General features: G+C 63.6%; 20 protein-coding genes and 1 pseudogene. 6 read left to right on the top strand and 15 right to left on the bottom strand.

Annotation, left to right across the window (positions count from 1 at the left end; translation table 11 throughout):
• Positions 1 to 32: 32 nt before the first annotated feature.
• The 3 genes from H1204_RS29720 to oxlT form a co-directional block, all read right to left on the bottom strand.
• Positions 33 to 899: a VWA domain-containing protein gene (locus H1204_RS29720; protein WP_180732010.1), complete on the bottom strand. Its 867-nt coding sequence runs from the start codon at positions 897 to 899 to the stop codon at positions 33 to 35.
• The gene (locus H1204_RS29725; RefSeq protein WP_054933695.1) at positions 896 to 1915 is read right to left on the bottom strand and encodes a MoxR family ATPase; all 1020 of its coding nucleotides are present in this window, start codon (positions 1913 to 1915) and stop codon (positions 896 to 898) included. The genes H1204_RS29720 and H1204_RS29725 overlap by 4 nt, the downstream gene beginning before the upstream one ends.
• Before the next feature lie 332 nt (positions 1916 to 2247).
• Complete coding sequence (gene oxlT / locus H1204_RS29730; protein WP_180732011.1) at positions 2248 to 3597, bottom strand: oxalate/formate MFS antiporter; 1350 nt, start codon at positions 3595 to 3597, stop codon at positions 2248 to 2250.
• A gap of 905 nt (positions 3598 to 4502) precedes the next feature.
• On the opposite strand from oxlT, the gene H1204_RS29735 reads away from it, so the two are divergent.
• Positions 4503 to 5861: an MFS transporter gene (locus tag H1204_RS29735; protein WP_180732012.1), complete on the top strand. Its 1359-nt coding sequence runs from the start codon at positions 4503 to 4505 to the stop codon at positions 5859 to 5861.
• 295 nt (positions 5862 to 6156) lie between these two features.
• On the opposite strand, the gene H1204_RS29740 is transcribed toward H1204_RS29735, so the two are convergent.
• On the bottom strand, positions 6157 to 6405 hold the full coding sequence (locus H1204_RS29740; protein WP_180732013.1) for a hypothetical protein: 249 nt from the start codon (positions 6403 to 6405) through the stop codon (positions 6157 to 6159).
• Positions 6406 to 6566: 161 nt separating this feature from the next.
• Between H1204_RS29740 and H1204_RS29745 the strand changes: the two genes are divergently transcribed.
• The 3 genes from H1204_RS29745 to ltaE all read left to right on the top strand — a co-directional run bounded on the left by H1204_RS29745 (position 6567) and on the right by ltaE (position 11212).
• Positions 6567 to 7373 (top strand): transporter substrate-binding domain-containing protein, encoded by an 807-nt coding sequence (locus H1204_RS29745; RefSeq protein ID WP_180732014.1) that lies wholly within the window; start codon positions 6567 to 6569, stop codon positions 7371 to 7373.
• The gene (locus H1204_RS29750; RefSeq protein WP_180732015.1) at positions 7370 to 10117 is read left to right on the top strand and encodes an EAL domain-containing protein; all 2748 of its coding nucleotides are present in this window, start codon (positions 7370 to 7372) and stop codon (positions 10115 to 10117) included. Before H1204_RS29745 ends, H1204_RS29750 begins: the two co-directional genes overlap by 4 nt.
• Before the next feature lie 90 nt (positions 10118 to 10207).
• A complete protein-coding gene (gene ltaE / locus H1204_RS29755) occupies positions 10208 to 11212 on the top strand; it encodes a low-specificity L-threonine aldolase (RefSeq protein ID WP_180732016.1) in 1005 nt (334 codons plus the stop codon).
• A 72-nt stretch (positions 11213 to 11284) separates the two neighbouring features.
• Here ltaE and H1204_RS29760 read toward each other — a convergent pair whose 3' ends face one another.
• Together H1204_RS29760 and H1204_RS29765 are read right to left on the bottom strand one after the other, a co-directional pair.
• Entirely contained in the window at positions 11285 to 12667 is a 1383-nt protein-coding gene (locus H1204_RS29760; protein ID WP_180733339.1) for an MFS transporter, read from the bottom strand.
• Between the two features lie 286 nt (positions 12668 to 12953).
• Positions 12954 to 13181 carry a hypothetical protein gene (locus H1204_RS29765; protein ID WP_180732017.1) on the bottom strand — a complete coding sequence of 76 codons (228 nt, stop codon included), beginning with the start codon at positions 13179 to 13181 and terminating at the stop codon, positions 12954 to 12956.
• Positions 13182 to 13561: 380 nt separating this feature from the next.
• Here H1204_RS29765 and H1204_RS29770 point away from each other — a divergent pair, with 380 nt between their 5' ends.
• Positions 13562 to 16015: a glycogen/starch/alpha-glucan phosphorylase gene (locus H1204_RS29770; RefSeq protein ID WP_180732018.1), complete on the top strand. Its 2454-nt coding sequence runs from the start codon at positions 13562 to 13564 to the stop codon at positions 16013 to 16015.
• 94 nt (positions 16016 to 16109) lie between these two features.
• Here H1204_RS29770 and H1204_RS29775 read toward each other — a convergent pair whose 3' ends face one another.
• From H1204_RS29775 to H1204_RS29810, 9 genes and pseudogenes are all read right to left on the bottom strand, one after another.
• Complete coding sequence (locus tag H1204_RS29775; protein WP_180732019.1) at positions 16110 to 17189, bottom strand: hypothetical protein; 1080 nt, start codon at positions 17187 to 17189, stop codon at positions 16110 to 16112.
• A 193-nt stretch (positions 17190 to 17382) separates the two neighbouring features.
• Positions 17383 to 17718: a hypothetical protein gene (locus H1204_RS29780; protein ID WP_180732020.1), complete on the bottom strand. Its 336-nt coding sequence runs from the start codon at positions 17716 to 17718 to the stop codon at positions 17383 to 17385.
• A gap of 138 nt (positions 17719 to 17856) precedes the next feature.
• Positions 17857 to 18264 carry a DUF6232 family protein gene (locus tag H1204_RS29785; RefSeq protein WP_180732021.1) on the bottom strand — a complete coding sequence of 136 codons (408 nt, stop codon included), beginning with the start codon at positions 18262 to 18264 and terminating at the stop codon, positions 17857 to 17859.
• A gap of 191 nt (positions 18265 to 18455) precedes the next feature.
• Complete coding sequence (gene aroQ / locus H1204_RS29790; RefSeq protein WP_180732022.1) at positions 18456 to 18899, bottom strand: type II 3-dehydroquinate dehydratase; 444 nt, start codon at positions 18897 to 18899, stop codon at positions 18456 to 18458.
• Positions 18900 to 18918: 19 nt separating this feature from the next.
• The gene (gene aroE / locus H1204_RS29795; RefSeq protein ID WP_180733340.1) at positions 18919 to 19752 is read right to left on the bottom strand and encodes a shikimate dehydrogenase; all 834 of its coding nucleotides are present in this window, start codon (positions 19750 to 19752) and stop codon (positions 18919 to 18921) included.
• Positions 19752 to 20972, bottom strand: a complete 1221-nt coding sequence (locus H1204_RS29800; protein ID WP_180732023.1) for a CoA transferase — start codon at positions 20970 to 20972, stop codon at positions 19752 to 19754. Before H1204_RS29800 ends, aroE begins: the two co-directional genes overlap by 1 nt.
• Positions 20972 to 21430, bottom strand: coding sequence for a MaoC family dehydratase (locus H1204_RS29805; protein WP_180732024.1), 459 nt, complete (start codon positions 21428 to 21430; stop codon positions 20972 to 20974). The genes H1204_RS29800 and H1204_RS29805 overlap by 1 nt, the downstream gene beginning before the upstream one ends.
• Position 21431: 1 nt before the next feature.
• Positions 21432 to 21824, bottom strand: a complete 393-nt coding sequence (locus H1204_RS51115) for a VOC family protein (RefSeq protein WP_198001240.1) — start codon at positions 21822 to 21824, stop codon at positions 21432 to 21434.
• 72 nt (positions 21825 to 21896) lie between these two features.
• A pseudogene (locus tag H1204_RS29810) lies at positions 21897 to 22826 on the bottom strand (2-dehydropantoate 2-reductase); the annotation flags it as partial.
• Between the two features lie 95 nt (positions 22827 to 22921).
• On the opposite strand from H1204_RS29810, the gene H1204_RS29815 reads away from it, so the two are divergent.
• Entirely contained in the window at positions 22922 to 23827 is a 906-nt protein-coding gene (locus H1204_RS29815) for a LysR family transcriptional regulator (protein WP_180732025.1), read from the top strand.
• Positions 23828 to 23830: the final 3 nt, after the last annotated feature.

Below are 23830 nucleotides of genomic sequence, written 5' to 3' on the forward strand. Positions count from 1 at the left end.
TGCGAGAGCCGTCGCACAGGTGCCGATGCACGTCATGCCGTCATCTCGAGAAAGTAGCGGCTGAGCGCTTCGGGCTCGAACGTGCCTTGATTGAAGAACGGGCGGATACCGTGACGCGCGAACAGCGCATTGATCTGCGCGCGCCGCTCCGCAACGGCGCTGCGCCAGCGCTCGCGAACGGAATCGCGCATCCACATCGAGCGCATTTCGCCCGATTCGATATCGACGAGCGACATCCAGCCGTTGTGCGACGGCGGCTCGACTTCCGCGCGGTCCCACAGCACGACGGGCACGACCCACGCGTGAGTCAATGTGTCGAGAAGTCCCGGCAGCGCGGCAAGCGGCCAATGAAAATCGGATACGAGAAAGACGAGACACGCGCGGCCGGCAAGCCGCGTCGCGATATCACGCAAGCCGCGTTCGCGCGACTGCGCGCGCGTTTGCCGCGGCGCGCAATCGCGCAGCAACTCCGCCATCAACGGACCCATGCCGCGCGCGTGCCGCGTCGGCACGAAAAGATCCTCGCGCGCTTCGTCGTCGAATGCGAGCATGCCTACGGGGTCGCCGATGCGAAACGCGCTATGTCCGAGCGCTTCGACGAATGCGGCTGCCACTTCCAGCTTCGTGCTCGCGGCGCCGAAGCGCATCGACGCTGACACATCGACGACGGCATGCACGGGCACGGCCACGCGCTGCCGGTGCACGCGGACGAGCCATTCGCGCTGCACGCTGCGAATGCTTGCGCGCACATCGATCCGGCGTGGATCGGGATGATCGAACAGCCGCGTGTGCGCGGCGAACTCCTGGCCGATGCCGACGCTCGACCCGCGATGCCCGCCGGGACGCGCGCCCGACACCCGCACGGGGAGCCGGTACTGGAACTCCGCCAACGTGTTCACGGCGCCGCGATCCTCGAAACGATCTGCGTCATCAGCGCATCGGAGAGTTCCTGGCGGCGCAATTCGTAGATGGGCGTGAAGTACACGCGATGGCCCAGGGTCGGCAGCAGTACGCGGTGGATGTCTTCGGGCATCAGATACGTGCGCCCGTCGAGCCACGCGACCACGCGCGCCGCCCGCAGCAGCGCGCTCATGCCGCGCGGGCTCGCGCCGGCGAGAATCAGGCGCTGCATGTCCACGTCGTCGAGCGTGATATCGAACTGCAACGGGTTTTCGGTCGCGCGCCAGATGTCGAGCGCGTAGCGTTCGATCGCCTCGCTCGCGTGGATCGTCCGTTGAATGCTTGCGCCAATCGCGTTCAGTCGTTGCCACGGCAGCACGTCGGTCGTGACGCGTGCGAGCAGCGCTTCCGTGTCGTGAAAGTCGGGATCGAAGACGAGCGCGCGCCGGGCGGTCGCGTCATCGGGCGTCGACATATTCAGTTCGAACATGAATCGGTCGCGTGCCGCCGCCGCGAGTTCGAACGTTTCTTCCTTCTCGACCTTGTTGCGATCGGCGAACACGGTCATATAAGGAAAGCGGTATTCGCGATCGAATGCGAACACCGAGCGCTCGGCCATCGCGCGCAACAGCAGCGATTGCACCTGCGGGCGCGCACGGTTGATCTCGTTGAAGAAGAAAGTGGCGAGCCGTTCGCCGTGCTTGATGAGCGGTCCGGGCTCGATGCGCGGCTTGCCCTCGGCATCGACGTACGTGTGATAGACGAGATCGCCAGGCATCAGGTCGATCGTGCCTTCGACGCGCTCGAAATCGCCGCCGATCGCCCGTGCGAACGCGCGCAGGATCGTCGTCTTGCCGACGCCGACACCGCCTTCGAGCAGCACATGGCCGCGCGCGAACAGCGCGACGTTGATCAGCCGGATGGTCTCGGGCTGCCCGATGACTGCGTTTTCCACCTGATGCTCGATATCGAGCGCGAGCGTGCGCCAGTCTTCGAGTAGCTCTTCGCGGTCCATCGGATTCGCCTCTGCGGTCGGCCAGTGTCGGAAGGGCGACACGTACGCCCGCGGATTCGACGGATTGCGGCGACGAAGCGTGGCTGGGACGGCGTGCGTATCGGCGACTGCGTGGCGCGCACGGTTCGTGCCAGATTGGTGCATCTTTGGATGCGCGGCGCGGGAGCCGGACAACTAGCGGCAGGATGAGCGCAGTGTGTCACGCCCGCTGCTACAAAGTGCGCCAGGAATGGCGTGCGAGAGCGGTCGTGCTCAAGGGCTTCCGGAACGACGGATGCCCGTCGCGCGCTGGCAAACGGGCATCCTGACAACCTCAAAACACGTGCTGCCGATTAGCCTCCTTCAGCCGAAATACGCGCCGAGTCGCTGATTCGCGTCGACGAACCGTACGGCGTTTCCAGCGACGCCTCTGAATGCTGCAACGTATAAGCGCGCCGTATCGGCTTGAGCACGAAGAGCGCCAGAAACGCGGCGACGGCGGCCATGCCCGACGCCAGCATGAACACCGCGTGCCAGCTGCCCGTCGCCGCCGTGACGATGCTCGTGAACGGCACCAGCAACGCCGCCGTGCCCTTCGCCGTGTACAGCAAGCCGGCGTTGGTGGCCGCGAACTTCGGCCCGAACGTGTCGCCGCAGGTGGCGGGGAACAGACTGTAGATTTCGCCCCACGCAAAGAACACGATGCCCGTCAGCACGACGAACGCCACCGGGCTCTGGCCGAACTTCGACAGCGCGAGAATGCCGACGGCCTCGATGGCGAATGCGATGAACATGGTGTTTTCGCGGCCGATACGATCCGAGATCCAGCCGAAGAACGGACGCGTCAGGCCGTTGAGCACGCGGTCGATCGTCAGTGCAAAGGTCAGCGCGGGCAACGTCAGGCCGAGCAGCGAAACGGGCGAGTCGTGCAGGCCGAAGTCCTTCGCGATCGGACCGAGCTGCGCCGTCGCCATCAGGCCGCCCGCCGCCATCATCACGAACATCAGGTACATGACCCAGAAGACGGGCGCGGACACCACTTCGCGCGGTGTCGCGTTGTGCACGAGGCGCTTGGCACTGGACAGCGCGCTCTTCGCGGACGCCAGCACGCTGGCGGACGGCGCGAGCAGGAACATGCCCAGCAGGAACACGACGATGCCCTGACCGAGGCCGAACCACAGGAAAGTCGCCTCGTAACCGCTGCTCTTGATCATGTTGGCGATCGGCACGACGGTCGCCGCCGAACCCGCACCGAAGCCGGCTGCCGTGATCCCGGCGGCGAGCCCGCGGCGGGTCGGAAACCACTTCAGCGCATTACCGACGCAGGTGCCGTAGACCGCGCCCGCGCCGATCCCGCCGATGGCGGCCGCGAGGTACAGCAGCGGCAGCGACGACGCCATCGAGTTGATCACCCAGGCGACGGCGCACAGCAGCCCGCCGCCGACCACGACAGGCTTCGGCCCGTACTTGTCGACGAGGTAGCCTTCAATCGGCACGAGCCATGTTTCCGTCACGACGAAGATTGTGAATGCAACCTGAATGGCCGCGCGGCCCCAGTGATACTTCTCGTCGATCGGGTTGACGAACAGTGTCCAGCCGTACTGCATGTTGGCGATCATCGCCATGCAGACCACGCCGAATACGAGCTGTACCCACGGTGATGCGTACCACGACGACGGCCCTTCCTGATGCTCTGTCTTCATCGCTGTCTCCTTTGTCGACGGGAGTGGGCGCCTGGGCGCCGCTCACGTCGCGTGCACGATAGTGGCGAAACTTGCCTGTTGAGTTTTGCGGGGGCCTGAGCGGCTCTTCCGATCACCGGCGCTAAAAATGCGACGCTGATAGATTCCATACGATATGTGATATATCAAGTAAGTCAAGTGAAAGAGTGGAGGGGTTTTCACCGAGAGATATGGACTGATGAAAGGAATTTGTATGTAGCCTGCGATTAAGCGAATACACCAAAAAAAAGCCCACCGGCTAGCACGGGTGGGCTGAGGACATGTGCGAGACAGGCGTGTTCGCGACATGCCCTGTCGTTATATATGAAAGTAAAAAGTAAGGAAAGTTTTTTGTTTGTAAGTATGTGGGAGTGGTCAAAACGCGTCGATTGGCGTCGAAATGCGACGGCAACTGCGCTCCACGCTCGACGGTTTGGCAGGCGGCGCGTTCTCTGTCGCCACTTTTGTGAAGGGAATCTATAGGGCGGACGCTGTCTTTTTTGTGACGTGAACACGCATTTGATAAGGCATCCAAATCTATTGACGATTCAGTTTTTGCCTTGTTTTTCAGGCTAAAACGTCACAGAACATGCCCGATGCAAAGTCGAGGGCGCGTGAAGCACGTTCGTTGCCGCGACATGCCCGACGTGCTGCATCTGCCGTCCCAACATCGATCCATCAGTAATAACCCTTCATTGACGCTCGCCGATGCAAAACGCTAAAGTGTTCGCAATTTGAAAGATTGTGCGATATGCGAACAACGACGCGTGACGTCGTCTTCGGTATCGAGCAGCGTGTTCGTCACGAGCATGAGTATCGCGCCTCGCTTCTGAGGCAATATAGGATCACAGGCGCAGCATTGCGTCGTGCGTAGCAGGAGACAGTCGATGAACCGCACTTCCGTCGTGAACGTCCAGACGTTCATCAACGAGCAGCCATTTGGCGGCTTTCAATGGCTCGTGTTTTTCATGTGCTTCGTGATCGTCCTGCTGGACGGTTTCGACACGGCGGCGATCGGCTTTATCGCGCCATCGCTCTTGACCGAGTGGGGCCTGTCGCGGCCCGATCTGGCGCCCGTGCTGAGCGCCGCGCTGTTCGGCCTCGCGTGCGGCGCGCTCGGCTCGGGTCCGCTGTCCGACCGGCTAGGCCGCCGCTCGCTGCTGGTCACCTCCGTCTTCCTGTTCGGCATTGCGTGTCTCGCGTCGGCGTTCTCGTCGAGCATCGGGCAATTGACCGTGCTGCGCTTCATCACGGGCGTCGGTCTCGGCGCCGCGATGCCGAACGCCGTGACCATGATGGGCGAGTTCTGCCCGGACCGCCGGCGCGCGACGGTGATCAACCTGATGTTCTGCGGCTTTCCGCTGGGCGCGGCATTCGGTGGCTTTCTCGCCGCGTGGATGATCCCGCATTTCGGCTGGCGCAGCGTGCTGATGCTCGGCGGCGTGACGCCGTTGTTGCTCGGCGTGGTGCTGCTGCTCAAGATGCCCGAGTCGGTGCGCTTCATGGTGGCGAACAGTCAGCCCGTCGAACGGATTCGCGCGACGCTCGCGCGCATCTCGCAGCAGGCGATGAACGCCGGCTCGTTCGTGATGACGGAGACGGCGCCGCAAACGGGCAGCAAGGGCATCGGCGTCGTGCTGTCGCGCTCGTACATCGCCGGTTCGGTGATGCTGTGGCTCACGTATTTCATGGGCCTCGTGATCTTCTATGCGTCGATCAACTGGATGCCGATTCTGCTGAAGGACGCGGGCCTCACGCCGAAAAGCGCCACGCTGATCTCGGCGCTGTTCCCGCTCGGCGGCGTCGGCGCGGTGCTGGCGGGCGTGCTGATGGACCGCTTCAATGCGAACCGCGTGATCGCCGTGTGCTATGCGCTGACGGCCGTCAGCGTGTACTGCATCGGGCAGGCGGCGGGCAATGTTGGCGCGCTCGTGGCGATCGTGTTCATCGCCGGCGTGCTGATGAACACCGCGCAATCGTCGATGCCCGCCCTCGCCGCTGCGTTCTATCCGACGGAAGGGCGCGGCACGGGTGTCGCGTGGATGCTCGGCGTCGGGCGTTTCGGCGGCATTGCGGGCTCGTTCCTCGTCGCGGAACTGACGCGCCGGCACTTCACGTTCTCCGGCGTGTTCGCGACGATCGCGATTGCCGGTCTGATTGCATGCGTCGCGCTGCTGATCAAGCAAATGGCGAGGCCGCAGGTCAGCCAGGTGGCGGGGGCAAAGCTGGAATCGCTGGGCCACTAAGCAGGCGGATTTTCTTCGTCCGCAGCGGGTTCGGGCTTCGCTTCGCGCCCACGATCATCACGATCGTGGGCGCGTTGCTTTTGAGCCTTTGAATTCGAATTGTCAAACGGCTCATCAACCGATAACTCCGCCTTTTGGCGCTTCTAAAGTTTCCGTGACTCGTTGCCGTAAGCATGTTCGAGCGACATGCCGTTGTTGCGGGTGATGGCCAGCGCCACGCATCGCGCGGACGGGTTCTGCGAGACAAGAGTCATGTACAACTATCTGAGAGAGGCCGGGACGCCACGGTCCTGGCTTATTTCGTTTCTGTCTGCTGCCGCGTGCGCAGGCGCGTCGGCGTTCGCCAATCTCTTAGCACCGCGCATACCCATTCAGGCATGCTGTCGACCTGCACGCGCGAAGAGTTGAAACGTCTGTATGTCACACTCAATACCGTCGAGAACTGCTCGCGGTCGACGTGCGGTTCCAATAACAAGGCTCGTGTGCCGTTAGCGAAATGAAATTGCCGGGCAGGTGAGGCTGCGCTGTCGAGCGGTTCAGTCATCCTCGCAAAACACCAGGCAAACCCCGGGTCAAGTCAGCCGTCTTTTTGCCGTTAACCCGAATGGTCCGTTTTCGCGTAGGCTCGCCATCGTCTCGCGAGCGAGCCATCCGCGCGCAGCGGACGCAGGCACCACCCACCACCGAACAACGGGGAGCATCAGCGTGATTCACCGCGGACTCATAGGCTTGCTAGTCGTGCTCGCGACACTGGGTGCCACCAGCACCCGCGCATGGGCTGGCGGCCCCGACTGCACGCGCCCATTCACACTCGCGCTGCACGACCATGGCCTGCTGTATTCGCAGGACACCAACGCGGGCATCGACAAGGATTTCGCCGACGAACTGAGCCGCCGCAGCGGCTGCGATATCCGCGTGAGCCTGATGTCGCGGGCGCGCATCTGGAAGCTGATCGAGTCCGGCGCGCTCGATTTCAGCCTGTCCGGCATCACGAATGACGAGCGCGACGGCTACGCGCAATTCGCGTGGTACTTCAGCGACAAGTTCTATCTGCTGGTGCGCAAGGACGCCGGCATCCGGCAGCTGTCCGATTTCGAACACAACGACCAGTTTCAACTCGGCGTCATAAGAAGCTTCCGGTATAGTCAGTCCGCCAACGAACTGGTCGATACGCTCGCCGCAGCCAATCGCGTCAGTCAGGCGGGCGGGCTGGAGCCGCTCTACCAGGCGCTGATGCGCGGCAGCATTCAGGGGATGATCATCGAGCCGTTCGACTATCCGGCGCTGGATGAGAAGCGCATCCGCGACATCACCACCATCATCGAATTCCACGACGCCGCCGTGCCGCACGGTCTCATCATGTCGAAGCGGGCGCTGTCGCCGCAGGAGCGGGAGAAATGGCGCGCCCTGGTCGAGGAGATGCGCGCGGACGGCACGGTGCGCCGAATTTTCAGGAAGTACTTCAAACCTGAACTCGCGGACTCGATGGTCGACTTCACCCTACCGCGATGAACCGCGCGCGCCTCGTCCTGCTGCCGCTGCTGATTCTCCTGATCGGGTTGAGCATCACCTGGTCAGTGTGGGATCACGAGCGCCAGGCCGCGCGGCGCGAACTGCTTTCCGAATTCAATTTCGCACTGGGCGATGCCGTCAGCCGCATCGAGCAGCGGATGGCGACCTACGAGCAGATGCTGCGCGGCGTGCAGGGCATGTTCGCGGCGCGCGGTTCGCTCGATCTCGACGCGTTTCACGGCTACCTCGGCGCAATCAACGCGGACGGGAACTTCGCGGGCGTGCAGGCCATCGGCGTCGTGCAATGGGTGCCCGCAGAACGGCGCGACGCGCACATGGCCGACATGCGTGTCCGCACGAGCCGCCACTACGCGATCAATCCACCCGGCGAGCGTGACGGCTATGCGCCCTTGATCGGGCGTGAGGCGATCTCCGGCTCGGGCAATACGCTGCTTGGCTTCGACTCGTGGGCAAGTCCCGTGCGGCGGCTGGCGATGGAAAAGTCGCGCGATTCCGGCCTTGCCGTCGTGTCGGGCAAGGTGCAACTGGCGTCGGACGCGGGTGCGCCGCCTGTCGCCGGCTTCGTGATGTATCTGCCCATCTACGCGCGCGGCGAGCCGCAGGACAACGTCGCTGACCGCCGCGCGCATCTGCTCGGCTGGGTGTACGCGGCGTTCCGCATGCGCGACGTGCTGGCGAGCCTTTACGGCGAGCAGCCGCCCGGCCTCTACCTGTCGATCTACGACGGCACGCAGCCGTCGACGGAAGCGCTGCTGTATCGTTCGTCGGAGCCGAAGAACCTCGAGGTGATCTCCGCGAACGAATACCTCGTGGTGGGCGGCCACGACTGGACGCTGTCGATGACAGCGCAGCCCGATTTCAAGGCCCGCTTCGGCCGCAACGCGAAGCTGCTGATCGCCTGCACGGGCGCGGGCCTGAGCTTGCTGCTCGCGTTGCTCGCGTGGAGCCTCGCGAGCGGGCGCAGCCGCGCGATGCGGCTCGCGTCGAAGATGACGGCCGAAGTACGCGAAAGCGAGGCCGAACTGCGCATCGCCGCCGTCGCGTTTGATTCGCTCGAAGGGATGATGGTGACGGACGCAGACGGCACGATCCTGCGCGTCAATTCGGCGTTCACCAAGTGCACCGGCTATACGGCCGAAGACGTGATCGGCAGGAACCCGCGCATTCTCAGCTCGGGCCGTCACGATGCCGCGTTCTTTCGCGACATGTGGGACACGATCCGGCGCGTGGGTGGATGGCAGGGCGAGATCTGGGACCGCCGCAAGAACGGCGAGATCTATCCGAAGTGGCTGACCATCACGGCCGTGAAGGCGGACGACGGCCGCGTCACGCATTATGTCGGCACGCACTACGACATCACCGAGCGCAAGCTTGCGGAAGAGCAGATCAAGGAACTGGCGTTCTTCGACGCGCTCACGCATCTGCCGAACCGCACGCTGCTGCGTGACCGGCTCAGGCAGGTGATCGCGCTGAGCGCGCAGAACCATACGCACGGCGCGCTGCTGTTCGTCGATCTCGACAACTTCAAGACGCTCAACGACACGCTCGGTCACGACAAGGGCGATCTGCTGCTGAGCCAGGTCGCGCGACGCCTGCTGGCGAGCGTGCGCGAAGGCGACACCGTCGCGCGGATGGGCGGCGACGAGTTCGTGATCGTGCTGGGCGACCTGAGCCGCGTCCGCGAAGAAGCGGCGAGCGAGACCGAGGGCGCCGCCGAAAAGGTGCTGGCCGCGCTGTCCTGCCCGTACTACCTCGAAGGCACGGACTTCCGCACGACCGCGAGCATCGGCGCGACGCTGTTCACGGGCCACGGAACGTCGATCGACGAGTTGCTGAAGCAGTCGGATCTCGCGATGTACAAGTCGAAGGAAAGCGGGCGCAACGCGATCTGCTTCTTCGATCCGGCCATGCAGACGGTGGTGATGGAGCGCGCAGCGCTGGAGGCGGCGCTGCGCCGCGCGATCGACGAAGACCAGTTGCTCGTGCATTACCAGGCGCAGGTGTTCAATGGCGCTCGCGTGACGGGCGCCGAGGCGCTGGTGCGCTGGCAGCATCCCGAGCATGGCCTCGTGCCGCCGGCTGAATTCATTCCGCTCGCCGAAGAGACGGGACTGATTCTGGCCGTCGGCGACAAGGTGCTCGATACGGCCTGCCGGCAGCTCGCGCAGTGGGCGACGCGCGCGGACCGGGCGCATCTGTCGATTGCCGTCAACGTGAGCGCGCAGCAGCTACGCGAGGAAAACTTCGTTGCCAGCGTGCTCGACGCGCTCGCGCGCACGGGCGCCGAACCGAGCCGTCTGAAGCTCGAACTGACCGAGAGCGTGCTGGTCGACAACGTCGAGGACATCATCGGCAAGATGATGTTGCTGCGCACGAAAGGCGTGGTGTTCTCGCTCGATGATTTCGGCGTCGGGTATTCGTCGCTGTCCTATCTGAAGCGCTTGCCGCTGGGGCAATTGAAGATCGACAGATCGTTCGTGCGCGACGTGCTCGACGATCCGAACGATGCCGTGATCGCGCGCGCGATCGTCACGCTCGCGCAGAGTCTCGGCCTGGGTGTTATCGCGGAAGGCGTGGAGACGGAAGCGCAACGGCAGTTCCTGGCCGATGCGGGGTGTCAGGCGTATCAGGGCTATCTGTTCTGCCGGCCGCTGCCGATCGAAGACTTCGAGGTGTTCGCGGATACGTTCGATTCGAAGGAGTGGGCGCTCGAGACGCCTTGAGTCGGAGTTGATAAACTTGCGGATTCAATCGCGCGCTTCACGCGTCGTGCCGTGTACGTGGAGCGCCCCGTCATCCTCGAGGAAAAGCACATGATCGATTTGCGCAGCGATACCGTGACCCGTCCGACCAAGAACATGCTCGCGGCGATGACAGCCGCCGAAGTGGGCGACGACGTCTGGGGCGACGATCCGACGGTCCTGCGGCTGCAAGCCATCGTCGCCGAGCGCGCGGGCAAGGAGGCCGGGCTGTTTTTCCCGAGCGGCACGCAGAGCAATCTCGCCGCGCTGATGGCGCATTGCGCGCGCGGCGACGAATACATCGTTGGCCAGGCGGCGCACACGTACAAGTACGAAGGCGGCGGCGCGGCCGTGCTGGGCAGCATCCAGCCGCAGCCTATCGAGAACGCGCTCGACGGCTCGCTTCCCCTCGACAAGATCGCCGCCGCGATCAAGCCCATCGACAATCACTTCGCGCGCACGCGCCTGCTGGCATTGGAAAATACCATCGGCGGCAAGGTGCTGCTGGCGGGTTACGTCGCCGAGGCCACGCAGCTGGCGCGCGATCGCGGACTGTCGACACACCTCGACGGCGCGCGCGTCTGCAATGCGGCCGTCGCGTCGAAGCAGCCCGTCGAAGCGCTGTGCGCGCCTTTCGATACGGTATCGATCTGTTTCTCGAAGGGGCTCGGCGCGCCTGTGGGCTCGGTGCTGGTGGGCAGCAAGGCGCTGGTCGACGTTGCGCACCGCTGGCGCAAGGTGCTGGGCGGCGGCATGCGGCAGGCGGGCGTGCTGGCGGCCGCGTGTCTATATTCGCTGGATCATAACGTCGAACGGCTTGCTGAAGATCACGACAACGCTGCGCATCTGGCGGCGGCGCTTGCGCAGATCGATCAGGTGAAGGTGCAGTCGCAGGCCACCAACATGGTATTCGCGCAGTTTCCGCAAGAGCATTGCGCGCCGCTTGAAGCGTGGCTCAAGGAGCGCGGCATCCTTACGCAGATGTTGTACGCGTCGCGGTTCGTCACGCATATGGACGTGTCGCGTGCGGATATCGATACGTTCGTGACGGCGGTGAAGGAGTATTTTGCGCGGTGAGTGACGTGCATCGCTTCACGCCAGGTTCGCGTGAAGCGCAGTGGCGGCGAGCGCAATACTCGCCCCCGCTACTTATTGTTCTTTCGCCGCAACCGTCGTCACCGTCACGCTTGCCTGTCCCCGATGCGACGGCGCAAACAGCCGTAACCCACTTGCGATACTCGCAGCCCCAGCGAACACGGCGCCCGTCGCCAGCGAAAGTGTCGGGCCATGACGTCCAGCAATACTAAAGCTCAACGCAACCAGCGCCGCGCCCGTCGTCTGCCCAATCAGCCGCGACGTGGCGATGATCCCGCTTGCGCCGCCACTGCGATTGGGCGGCGCGCTCGCCATCAGGGCCTTCAGATTCGGCGACTGGAAAAATCCGAAGCCCGCGCCGCAGATCGCCATGCGGATCGAGATGTCGATCACACTCGGATGCGGCGGCAGCATCGCGAGCGCCGCCATGCCGGCGCACAGAATCGCAAGGCCGATTGCGCCGAGCAGTCCCGGCGGATAGCGATCCGACAACCGTCCCGCGAACGGCGCCGCAAGCGCGACGATCACCGGCCAGGGCGTCATCAGAAAGCCGGTTTCGACCTGGCTGCGATGCAGGACATCTTCGAAGTAGAACGGCAGCGACACGAATGCGAGCCCTTGCGCGGCGAACGAGCACACGGCCGTGACGGCCGACAAAGCGAACACGGGCAGCTTGAACAGATCGACGGGCAGCATCGGCGCGGGGTGGCCGGCCTCGCGGCGCATCAGCAGCGCGCCGAAGACGATCGCGACAGCCGCCGCGCCGAGCACGACATCGGTTGACGCGCGCTGTGCCGCTTCGCCGAGCGCGAACACCAGCGCGGCGAACGTGATTACGTTCAAGAGCGCCGCGACCCGGTCGAAGTGGTGCGTGCCGCGCGGCGTGCGCGGCAGTCCCGGCAACGCGAACGACAGCGCCAGCACACCGAGCGGCACATTCACTGCGAACAGCCACGGCCAACTGGCCACCGACAGAATCAGCGACGCGACCGTCGGCCCCACGGCAAACGACACACCCACCACCAGCGCATTCAACCCGACGCCCGCCCCGAGCCGATGCGGCGGATACAGATGTTTGATGAGCGCCGTGTTCACGCTCATGATGGCCGCCGCGCCGAGGCCCTGTACGACGCGCGCGCCCGCCAGCCACGGCAGCGTCGGCGATAGCGCGCAGGCCAGCGAGGCCGCCGTGAACACGATGATCCCGCTGATATAGATACGCCGGTGCCCAACGATATCGCCGAGTGCGGCGAGCGGCAGCAGCGTCGCGACCATCGCCAGCTGATAGGCGTTGATGATCCATACCGACACCGCCGGCCTCGCGTGCAGATCCGCAGCCATGGCGGGCAGCGCGGTATTGGCGATAGCGGTATCGAGCGAGGCGAGAGCGACCGACAGCATGATCGCCGCCATCGCGAAACGGTGACCGGCGGACATCGGCGTGTCGGCGACGCGGGCCGGATTGGGTGTGTTCTCGGACAAGGACAGGCTCTGCAGAGGACTGAGCGGGGCGCATATCGGCATCGGCCGCATCATGGGGCGACGGGCGTGCTCGAAGCGAATGAAGCGATTGTTACAGAGCGGCGCGGATCGTGCTGGGAGCCGCGCAAAAACGGGCCTTCTGAAAGCTGTCTGGAAGCTAAGCCTCACACACCGTCGTCGCAACTAACTGTCAGTTCCCGAGCGCGCCGGCGCGGCGAAATGCGCCCGCTGCGACACGACGTCAGTTACACGAAGCCAGCAGAATCGACAGCTTGCGAATATGCGCCTTGAATGCGTCGGTCATCTCGCGATCGTGACCGGCGCTCAGATGGGGCGCTTCGGCCAGTTCGACCTGATCCTGGAATTCGTCGGACACTTTGCGCCGTTCGCTGGGCGGAAGCGCGCGGATCAGAGACACAATGAGCAGTTCCTGCGCATGGATGATACCGAGCACGGATTGTGCGTTCATTTCGACCTCCGTCGGAGCACGACGACGCTAGCGGCTTTTACAGCAGGACCCGGCGGGACGCGGCACGGCGATACTGTCTCCGATCCGCCTTGTTACTCATCCATACTAGTGCAAGGAACAGCGCCGTCTGCACCGGCATCGTGCCAGATGCAAAGACTTCAGCGCTACGCCAGGCAAAATCCAACCCAGCAGTCGTGGAACTGCGCAACGGTAGGCGTTGTCTGCTTGGATTAGCGGGCTTTTGATAACGCAATGGCCGCAGACGCGGGATTACGCAAATTGTCCTACTCTGCTTATTTATCCACCAGACCGGCTCGCGCCGCCCGCATCCAATACGCAAGCAATCAAGCGCGTGCCGCGTCGTTTTACCGGAGGTTTCGATGACAGCGGTGGATCTGGAATTCGACCAGCTCAACAGTACCGTCGATGCGCTGCGGCGCTCGATTTCCAACCGCATGATGTACGGCGTCGGCAAGGACGCCGTGACGGCGCGCCCGCAAGACTGGCTGCACGCCGCGGCGCTCGCCGTGCGTGACCGGCTCGTCGCGCGCTGGATGAAGACCACGCGCCTGCAGTACGAGCAGGATGTGAAGCGCGTGTATTACCTGTCGATGGAATTTCTGATCGGGCGCACGTTCACCAACGCGCTGCTCGCGCTCGGCATCTACGATCAGATGAAGGAAGCGCTCTCGGGTCTTGGTGTCGATATGGAAGCGCTCACCGATCTCGAGCCCGATGCCGCGCTTGGCAACGGCGGCCTCGGGCGCCTCGCCGCATGCTTCCTGGATTCGATGGCGACGCTCGGCATTCCGGGCTTCGGCTATGGCATCCGCTATGAATACGGGATGTTCAAGCAGCAGATCGTCGACGGCGAGCAGCTCGAAACACCCGATTACTGGCTGCGCGCGGGCAACCCGTGGGAATTTCCGCGTCCCGAAGTGCAGTACATCGTTCATTTCGGCGGACGCACGGTGCAGCGAGACGGTCACGTCGAATGGATCGAAACGCAGCACGTGAACGCGATGGCGTATGACACCGTGATCCCAGGTTTCGCGACGAGCGCGACGAACACGCTGCGTCTGTGGTCCGCTCGCGCGACGGAAGAACTCGATCTGTCCGCGTTCAATCAGGGTGACTATCGTCGTGCCGTCGATGCGAAGAACATGTCGGAGAACGTCTCGCGTCTGCTGTATCCCGACGATTCGACACCCGCCGGCCGCGAGTTGCGCTTGCGGCAGGAATACTTCTTCGTCTCGGCGACGATGCAGGACCTGATTCGCCGCTATCAGCGCACGCACAGCACGTTCGGCCGTTTCTCCGAAAAGGTCGCGGTGCATCTGAACGACACGCACCCGGTGCTCGCGATTCCCGAGCTGATGCGTCTGCTCGTCGATGTGCATCATGTGCCGTGGGCGAAAGCGTGGAAAGACATCCAGCAGATGTTCTCGTACACGAACCACACGTTGATGCCCGAAGCGCTCGAAACGTGGGACGTGGAAACGCTCGCGCGCCTGTTGCCGCGCCACCTCGAAATCATCTTCGAGATCAACGCGGAGTTTCTGAAGCACGTCAGCGAGCATTCGGGCCATGACGTCGACATGATCCGGCGCATCTCGCTGGTCGATGAATATGGGCAGCGGCGCGTGCGCATGGCGCATCTGGCGATCGTCGCAAGCCAGAAGGTCAACGGCGTATCGAAGCTGCACTCGCAACTGATGACGCGTGACATCTTCTCCGACTTCGCGAAAATCTGGCCCGAGCGCTTCACGAATGTCACGAACGGTGTGACGCCGCGCCGCTGGCTCGCGCAGTCGAGCCCGTCGATGTCGCACCTGATCGACGAGCAGATCGGCACGCACTGGCGGCGCGATCTGTTCGAACTCGGCAAGCTGCGCGATCTGCGCGACGACCCGTCGTTTATCCACGCCTTTCATGAAGCCAAGCGGCAGAACAAGCTGCGTCTGATCCAGCGCCTGCAGCATCACACGAAGATGACGTTCGATCCCGATGCGCTGTTTGATCTGCAGGTCAAACGCATCCACGAATACAAGCGGCAATTGCTGAACGTGCTGCATGTGATCGTGCGCTACAACCAGATTCGCGCGAACCCGGAGCGTGACTGGGTGCCGCGCGTCGTGATGTTCGCGGGCAAGGCGGCATCCGCGTACCGGATGGCGAAGACGATCATCAAGCTGATCGGCGACGTCAGCAAGGCGGTGAATGAAGATCCCGTCATCGGCGACAAACTGAAGGTCCTGTTCGTGCCGAACTACGGCGTGAGCGTGGCCGAACTGATCATTCCCGCCGCCGATCTGTCGGAGCAGATTTCGATGGCGGGCACGGAAGCGTCGGGCACGGGCAACATGAAGCTCGCGCTGAACGGCGCGCTGACGATCGGCACGATGGACGGCGCGAACATCGAGATTTGCGATGCCGTGGGACGCGAGAACATTTTCATCTTCGGGCACACGGCGGATCAGGTCGACGAATTGCGCGCGACGGGGTATCGACCGCGCGAAATCTACGAGCACAACGCCGAACTGAAGGTCGCGCTCGACCAGATTCGCACAGGCTTCTTCTCACCCGACGATCCGCTGCGTTTCTCGGACATCTTCCATACGCTGGTCGATTGGGGCGATCACTACATGGTGCTCGCCGATTTCGCCGCGTTCGCGAAGGCGCAGGACGAAGTCGACAAGCGCTATCTCGACCGGCGCGGCTGGACCCGGAGTGCGATCGAGAACGTCGCGGGCATGGGGCAGTTCTCGTCGGACCGCACGATCGCCGAGTATGCGCGCGATATCTGGAAGGTGAAGCCGCTCGAACTCGAGTGACGCGATGTGATGTGCGCATGATAAAAAGCCGCCGCGCGATTGAACATCGCGCGGCGGCTTTCTGTTTTGTGCCGGTTGAGTGAGGGACGTTGCGTCAGATGCCCATGCGCTCGTTGTTGCGCGGCGCGCGCAGTCCGAGCTGGCCATGCGCGAAATCGAAGTACAAGTCGATGTTCTGCAGTGCCATCAACCCGATCACGATGCGATTCCCGCCAGGCGCGGCTTTCGCGATGGTCGTTTGCGCGTCGTTGAAGCGGTGCGCCCAGTCGCCCACGCCCAGCACAACGTCATAGTTGCCTTGCGCGAGCGGCTTGTGCTCGTCGACGTCGTCGGCCCAGTCGGGCGCCTTGTCGGTTTCGACGCGGATCATGTCGGTGCCGCCCGTCGAGAACACGACGGGCGCGCAGATGCGCATCTTGCTGCCGACCTGCACGCAACCGGTCGGCCATTGCGCGGAGCCGTCCTTGTCCATCGTGAGCGGGACGAGCGTGAAGTCTTTCGTCAGCGCGTTCGACGGACTCAACACGAGCAGCGGACGATCGAGATTGGCGCGCACCAGATAGCGCTGGCCGATCTTCGCGGGCAGCGCGCGCAGCGGCTGCGTACAGCAGGCGTCGTGCGGATCGTCGGCGCCGAGGCCCAGAGTGCCCGAGAACGCCCAGCCGAACTCGCCCGTATAGCCGTCCTGCGCAACGCAGCGCTTGTTGATCTTCAGACAGCTGACTTCGTCGACGGCCTGGACGGCGAGATCGACGGGCTTCGTGCCGACCATGCTGAACGGCACCGTGACGGTGGCGCCGGAAACCTGCGCGTCTGTCGCGAACGTGTACGAGGTCCGCATGCCCGCAGTTGGATAGCTCGAACGCGGCAAGACCTTCGACAGCACGCGCACGCCGGTCGTGCCCGTATCGAGCATCAGATAGACGGCCTTGCCGTCGATCTGCACGGGCAGCCCGATCGACGCGCGGCCGCGCGTGTCGCTGCGTTCCGCGGACAGCATCACCAGCAGGCCGTCGCGTCCTTCGTTGATGAGGCTCGCCTTCGTTTCGGGCGGGGCGGGCGTGGAGATCGGCGTTGAACAGGCAACAAGCGAGGCCACGAGCGAGGCCGCGAGCGCGAGCACGATCGACGCGCCCGCAAAGCCGGCCAGGCGCCGGAAGAAATGGACAGACATCGCACACACCTTGCAGAAGTGCGTGACCTGCGATGACAGCTGTACCCGCCGTTCAGGCTTCGGCGGGTGCAGTCGATCCGGCTCGGCGGTGTGCGCGGGCCTGGCGCGAGGACACGCGAGATGACAGGAGCGCCGACTCTACGCGCGCAAGCATCGCGACCTGCAAAAATGTGTGAAGGTGAAGGGTGTTGCTTCAGTGCTGCCGCGCGGCCTGCTGCGGGAGAGCGATCGCGCGCACGCGGCCAATGGTCGCGCGGTGCAGCACGCCCGCGAGTGCACCGATCACATCGCCGACGCTGCGCGCCATCACCTCGACGCGAAACGTGATGGCATCGTTGCGTTTGTCGACAGTCATCACGAACAGGCGCGAGCCCTCGCCGAGCGCCGCGAGCAGCGCGCGGCGGCCAGCAGCCGACGAGGTGCCGGGCACGGTCACGTCGATCGTCACGAGTGACAGGGCGGGTTGTGTGGAGCGTTCGATGGCAGGTGCGCGGCGCGGCGTGCGCGATGAAGCGAAAGCGGTATGCATCGTCGATGCGCCGACGCGAAGTGGGCGGCGCGGCTGTGGAGACGCGTTCACTGTAGCGGGCGGCGTCTCAAGCGGATGCAAAAAGGGGCTATGTGGGCCGTCAATTTTGTATAAAGACGGCACGGTAGCGTGCGCGTGCTACTGGCTCTTCGGCGCGGTGGCGGTGGCGGCAGTGGCCGACGCGAGCGCGTCGCGGACCGTTTGCGCGACGCGTTCGACGAACGACAGATCGATGCTCGACAGGGCTTCGCGTTCGCTGCCCGCCGTCTGAACCATCAGGCGATGCGTGACGTCCTGCGTGATCCACGTGAGCCAGCCGACGACGATCAGCATCACGCCCGCCACGATACCCACCGGCGACGCAAACACCCCGCCGACCACCGCGCCCACGGCGCCGATCAGCGAAATCGCCCAGGGCACGACTTTGTTCTTCTGCACGGTGACGACGCGCACGTCCTTGATCTCGCGCAACGGAAAGACCTGGCCGGCCGCCGACAGCGCATTGCGCGTGACCGACACGCCGCGTTCGTTGAAAGGGGTATCCATCTTTACGGGTTCAAGCTGGGAGAAAGGGCGCAGGGTAACAGAACTTCGGCTGACTAACATGATGGGATTTTACCGCGCGGCGATTCTCGCAGGACAGGGCTGCAGATCAAGGTAACTAAAGCGAGCTAGTTATCGTTTTTTTCGGACACGGCAGCATATTCCTCTGGCGCGGAGCCGGATCGCCGACAGCTTCACACGTGATCGTTCTGAGAGACGGCGGCTCGCAAGGCGAGCAGATAGCTCTCAATCCCAAAGCCGCAGATTTGCCCATCGACAATCTCGGCGAATACCGAGTGATGTCGGAACGATTCCCGGGCGTGAATGTTGGACATATGCAATTCCACGACGGGGCAGGTAAGAATAGCCAGCGCATCGCGTATCCCGTAGCTGTAGTGTGTCCACGCCCCGGCGTTGATCAGCACGGCGTCACAGCGCTCCTCGAAGGCGCGATGAATGCGCTCGCACATTGCCCCTTCACTATTCGTCTGGAACGACTCCACCCGCACGCCAAGCTCGCCGCCGAGAGCCTGCAGTCTGGCGTCGATCTCGGCCAGCGTGATGGTTCCGTACTGCGCCGGGTCGCGCTTGCCAAACATATTGTGGTTGATTCCGTGAAGCATCAGGATCGTTTTCATTCCGCACTCCGTTGCATTCTCAGTCGAGCGGCACAGTAAGCCGATCGATCACGACGCGGGTCTGGGGCCGCACGCCGCGCCACCACGCGAACGCTTCTGCCGCCTGCTCCACCAGCATGCCCACACCATCCGCGATACCTTGTACGCCCGCGTTTCGAGCGAGTCTCAGGAACGGCGTCAGCCGCTTGCCGTAGGCCAGTTCATAGGCCGCGCCCGTCGGGCTGAAAACGCTCGGTGGAACGGGCGGGAGGTCGCCCGTCAAGCTGGCCGACGTCGCGTTGACCACGAGGTCGAACTGTCCCATCGCCTCGAGATTGGCGTAGCCGCAGGCAGCAAGCGGCCCGCTCGTGGTGACCTGCTCGACCAGAGCCCGCACCTTCGCGATGTCCCGATTGGCGAGGACCAGTTCGGCGGGTCGCGCGGCGAGGAAAGGCAGCAATGCGCCACGCACTGCGCCGCCCGCGCCGAGGACTAGCACGCGTTTGCCGGCCATCGGCAAGTTCAGATTGACCTCGATGTCGCGCAGCAGGCCGACGCCATCGAAGTTCTCAGCGATGATCCGTCCGTCCTTAAAGCTCAGCGCGTTAGCGGCGCCAGCCAGTTCGGCGCGCTCGCTGCGCACGTCGGCCATCGCGAACGCTTTCAGCTTGAATGGCGCGGTCACGTTCATGCCTTTGCCGCCCGCTGCGATGAATGCGTGCACGGTCGCAGCGAACGCGTCCTGCGGCTCCAGCGGACCTTCGATCGCCGTATAGGACATGTCCTGTTGCGTCTCTTCTGCAAAGAGACCGTGGATCAACGGGGACTTCGTATGGCCGATCGGATTGCCGATCACCGCGTATTGGTCAGTCATCATGGCCTCACCTTTGAATACAACACACCATCCGTCTGCATCGCGTCGATTTCGGCAGCGCCGAAGCCCAGCGATTGCGCCACTTCCGCGTTGTGCTGACCGAGATCGGGCGCGACTTCGCGGATCGTCGTGTCGCAGTCCGAAAAGCGGAAGGGCAGATTCGGCAGACGCAGTTTCCCGTAGCGCGGGTGCACCTGCTCGACCACCATGCCGCGCGCGACGATCTGCGGATCGGCAAGTACTTCGTCAATACGTTGCACTTTCGCGCACGGCACATCGATGCCGTCGAGCAGTTCAAGCACCTGCGCAACCGGTCGGCTCGCCACCCACGGTTTCACGACGGACAGAATGTCCAGCCGGTTCGCATTGCGTCCCGCGAGGGTGTGAAAGCGTGTGTCGGTGCCAAAACCGTCCGGTCCGCCATGCGCCTCGATCAGAGCCGCGAAGCGCTTCCAGGCGTCGTCCACCTGAGCCGCGATCACGAGGTCCCCGTCGGCGGCACGGAACACGCCATAGAGCGTCGATGTGGGCATATCGTGGCCGGTCTGCTCCGGCACGATGCCTTGCATCGTGTAGCACTGCACGGCGTATTCATGCATCGACACCAGCGTGTCGTACAGCGCCATATCGATGTGTTGCCCGCGCCCGCTTTTCACGCGGCCGAGCAATGCGGCATTGATCGCCGCTACCGCGTGAATGCCCGTGTACATGTCGCCCAGCGAGATGCGCATCAATGGTGGCGGTTCACCGGGCGTGCCGATCATTTGCATGATCCCGCTCTTCGCTTCGGCAATCAGACCGAAACCTGCGCGATGTGCGTCCGGTCCCGTATGGCCGTAGGCGGAAATCGAGCAGTAGACGAGGCCCGGATTGCGCGCGGACAGTTCGTCATAGCCCAGCCCGAGTTTGTTCAGTGCACCCGGCCGGTAGTTTTCGACGAAGACATCCGCCGAGTCGCACAGCCGCTGCATGAACGCCTTGCCGCGCGCGTCGCGCATGTTGACGCTGACGCCGCGCTTGCCCATGTTCAGTTGCAGGAAATAGCCGCTCTGCTCGTCGTCGAGCACAGTGGCGTGCTGACGTCCGGCGTCGCCGCTGCCTGGGCGTTCGACCTTGATGACTTCGGCACCGAGCGCCGCGAGGCAGCGTCCCACATACGGACCGGCCAGAAAATGGCTGTAATCGACGACGCGAATCCCTTCGAGAGGACGTGCTTGCATCAGAATGCTCCCGGTCGGCGCGGCACCATCAGACGATGCTCGCCATGCTGGACGACAAGGCCGTCCTGATTGATCAGTTCGGACGGCAGTACGACGATTCCCCAGCCGGGACGGCTCTTGCTCGCGCGCATCGTGCCTACTCTGAATTTCACGTGCAGCACGTCATTGACCTTGATCGGCAGGTTGAAGTCCCACGTCCAGCCGAGCGACATGCCGGGCAGGAAGCGGTAGTCGCTCTGGGTCTTGAGCCCATCGGCGATAGACAGGCCAAACAGACCGTGCGCGACGATCGAACCGAAGTGGCTCGCGTTCGCGTATTCCTCGTCCACGTGAACCGGCGTGTGATCGCCGGTGAGGTCGGCGTAGGCGAGAATGCGTTGCTTCGTCACCGTGTAGGTCGGGCTCACGCACACGTCGCCCTCGTTGGCATCGTCCCAGTACTTATCGATGATCGTCATCTCAAACCTCCGCACGCGGATTGATGTCCAGTGCCCGCGCCACGCATGAAGCGGGCTTGGCCTGAATCAGTTCGACGGCGAGGCCGTCCGGCAGGCGCAACCAGTTGCGTCCTTGCGGCATTTCGCTGACGTCATACTGTTGCGCGGCGGCGAGCGCCGCTTCCATGTCTTCGCACATCACGCCGAGATGACCAAGGCGGCCTTCGGGCGCGTCATGGTGCGGGTTATGAATGAATTGCAGACCGCCGAGCGTCCAGTACTGCCGCGGTTCCTCGACGGTGCCGTCGACCTCGCGCATCGTCATGCCGAAGACGTCTTCGAAAAAGCGGATGTGCCAGTGGATGTCCGTCACCCAGATGGCGACATGCTCCAGATAAGCCTTGCTGCCGTTCATGCGGTTGTCTCCTTTGTCGACCCGAGTTAGCGCTTTAGCGCTTACTCGGGTCCCATGCAAGATATTGCTGAGTTGTCGGTCGGTCATGGCGCGCTCGATGCCCTTGATGCAGGCGACCAGCGTCGCGTTGACGGGCGTCGGCACGCCGTGCCGTTGTCCCCAGCGCACGACCGCGCCGTTGATAAAGTCGATTTCAGTGATGGAGCCTTTTTCGAGGCTTTGCAGCATCGAGGTCTTGAAGGCAGAAGAAAGGCCTTCGCCAGCGAGCGTCCACGGGCGTTCAGGATCAGTGGTGGAGAGCGTTACGCCAGCGGCGTGAGCGACTGCGATTGCTTCGGCGACTGCCGCGAGCGCAACCGTCTTCAGAAGCGGCTCATCGTAGAGTTGGCCGTAGGTGAGACCGGTGGTGCCTGTCAGCGCGCCGGTTGCGACATTGACCAGCAACTTGTCCCACATTGTGCCGACGATGTTGTCGCTGACGATGGTGGTCAGCCCGGCGGCGTTGAAGGTTTCAGCGATCGCCGTCACGCGGGAAGTGATCCCGCCATCGAGTTCGCCGATGTAAGTCGCCTTGCCAGCGACGCCAGACTCGATGTGTCCCGGATTGCGCATCACGCCGCCGACATAGGTCTTGCCGGCCAGCACGCGTCCACGACCCACGATATCCGCCAGCACATCTTCGTGCCCGAGGCCGTTCTGCAGCGACAGGACCAGCGTGTCGGGTCCGATGAGCGCGAGGGCGCTACGCATCGCTGCATCGGTATGAAATGACTTGACCAGCACGACCACCAGATCGACGGCGCCGACCTCGGCGGCGCGCGTCGTGGCCTTTACCTTCACACGACGCGAGCCATTCGCATCGTCCACGCGCAGACCGTCGCGCCGCATCGCCTCCACATGTGCCGCCGAGCGGTTCAGTAACCAGACCTCGTTGCCGCCTTCCGTCAGCGCCGCGCCGATGGCACAGCCCAGAGCACCCGCACCCAGAATCGCAATCTTCACTGCCGTCTCCTCAATATGGAGATCAAGATACGATTCGATGCTCATATCGGCAATGCAATGGATACAATGACGTCATTGCATCAGGCAATAATGCTATGAACCCGGCAGAACTCCCCGATCTGAAGCTGCTGCAGCTTTTCGATCTTCTCTACGATGTCCGCAATGTCACGCGCGTCGCGGAGCAGCTCGGGCAGAGTCAGCCGACCGTCAGCATCTGGCTCGGGCGTTTGCGTGAGCATCTGCAAGACCCGCTGTTCATCCGTACGCCTGGTGGCATGGCACCGACGCCGCAAGCCGATGCGCTGATCGGTCCATGCCGGGAGATTCTCGAATCACTGCGGCGCTTCGCTGCGTGGGAAATTGCATTCGATCCCACCACCGCCAAGCGGCGGTTTCGCATCTGCATGACCGACGCGAGCCACATCACGTTGCTGCCTCGAATGCTGGCGCACGTGCGCGCGCAGGCGCCCGGGATCCGCCTCGAAGCGGCCAGGATCGACGGCAATACCGAACGCGCGCTGGAGTCAGGCGAGGCCGACCTTGCGATCGGTCACGTGCCCTGGCTCGGCGGCGGCATTTACCAGCAGCAGTTGTACACGCAGGACTGGGTGTGTCTGATGAACAGGCATCATCCGCGCGTGCGCGGAAAGCTCGGGCTCAAGCAGTACCGCGCGGAAGGCCATGTCGCCATCGCGGCAGGGACGGGGGCGCAACTGCTGGAGCAGGCGCTGGTGCGCGAGAACGTTGAGCGGGACGTGGTACTCGAGTTGCCGGGGTTTCTCGGGCTCGGGGCCATCATCAAGAGCACTGATCTGATTGCCACGCTGCCGCGGCATATCGGCGAGACGCTGGCGAAGGTGAATGACCTGTCGGTGCATCCGTGTCCGATGCCGGTGGAGGGATTCGCGGTGCGGCAGCACTGGCACGCCCGTTACCACCACGAAGCGGGAAACCGCTGGCTGCGCGATCTGGTGGTTCAGCTATTCAGCAGTTTGCGGTGAACA

The sequence above is a fragment of the Paraburkholderia sp. PGU19 genome, from assembly GCF_013426915.1.
In the GTDB taxonomy this organism is placed as follows: domain Bacteria; phylum Pseudomonadota; class Gammaproteobacteria; order Burkholderiales; family Burkholderiaceae; genus Paraburkholderia.

Bases quoted from the DNA above. Each gene is read 5' to 3' on its own strand.
- H1204_RS29725 (WP_054933695.1), bottom strand. From the start codon at position 1,915: ATGGACCGCGAAGAGCTACTCGAAGACTGGCGCACGCTCGCGCTCGAT.
- oxlT (WP_180732011.1), bottom strand. From the start codon at position 3,597: ATGAAGACAGAGCATCAGGAAGGGCCGTCGTCGTGGTACGCATCACCG.
- H1204_RS29735 (WP_180732012.1), top strand. From the start codon at position 4,503: ATGAACCGCACTTCCGTCGTGAACGTCCAGACGTTCATCAACGAGCAG.
- H1204_RS29740 (WP_180732013.1), bottom strand. From the start codon at position 6,405: ATGACTGAACCGCTCGACAGCGCAGCCTCACCTGCCCGGCAATTTCAT.
- H1204_RS29750 (WP_180732015.1), top strand. From the start codon at position 7,370: ATGAACCGCGCGCGCCTCGTCCTGCTGCCGCTGCTGATTCTCCTGATC.
- ltaE (WP_180732016.1), top strand. From the start codon at position 10,208: ATGATCGATTTGCGCAGCGATACCGTGACCCGTCCGACCAAGAACATG.
- H1204_RS29760 (WP_180733339.1), bottom strand. From the start codon at position 12,667: ATGTCCGCCGGTCACCGTTTCGCGATGGCGGCGATCATGCTGTCGGTC.
- H1204_RS29765 (WP_180732017.1), bottom strand. From the start codon at position 13,181: ATGAACGCACAATCCGTGCTCGGTATCATCCATGCGCAGGAACTGCTC.
- H1204_RS29770 (WP_180732018.1), top strand. From the start codon at position 13,562: ATGACAGCGGTGGATCTGGAATTCGACCAGCTCAACAGTACCGTCGAT.
- H1204_RS29775 (WP_180732019.1), bottom strand. From the start codon at position 17,189: ATGTCTGTCCATTTCTTCCGGCGCCTGGCCGGCTTTGCGGGCGCGTCG.
- H1204_RS29780 (WP_180732020.1), bottom strand. From the start codon at position 17,718: ATGCATACCGCTTTCGCTTCATCGCGCACGCCGCGCCGCGCACCTGCC.
- H1204_RS29785 (WP_180732021.1), bottom strand. From the start codon at position 18,264: ATGGATACCCCTTTCAACGAACGCGGCGTGTCGGTCACGCGCAATGCG.
- aroQ (WP_180732022.1), bottom strand. From the start codon at position 18,899: ATGAAAACGATCCTGATGCTTCACGGAATCAACCACAATATGTTTGGC.
- aroE (WP_180733340.1), bottom strand. From the start codon at position 19,752: ATGACTGACCAATACGCGGTGATCGGCAATCCGATCGGCCATACGAAG.
- H1204_RS29800 (WP_180732023.1), bottom strand. From the start codon at position 20,972: ATGCAAGCACGTCCTCTCGAAGGGATTCGCGTCGTCGATTACAGCCAT.
- H1204_RS29805 (WP_180732024.1), bottom strand. From the start codon at position 21,430: ATGACGATCATCGATAAGTACTGGGACGATGCCAACGAGGGCGACGTG.
- H1204_RS51115 (WP_198001240.1), bottom strand. From the start codon at position 21,824: ATGAACGGCAGCAAGGCTTATCTGGAGCATGTCGCCATCTGGGTGACG.
- H1204_RS29815 (WP_180732025.1), top strand. From the start codon at position 22,922: ATGAACCCGGCAGAACTCCCCGATCTGAAGCTGCTGCAGCTTTTCGAT.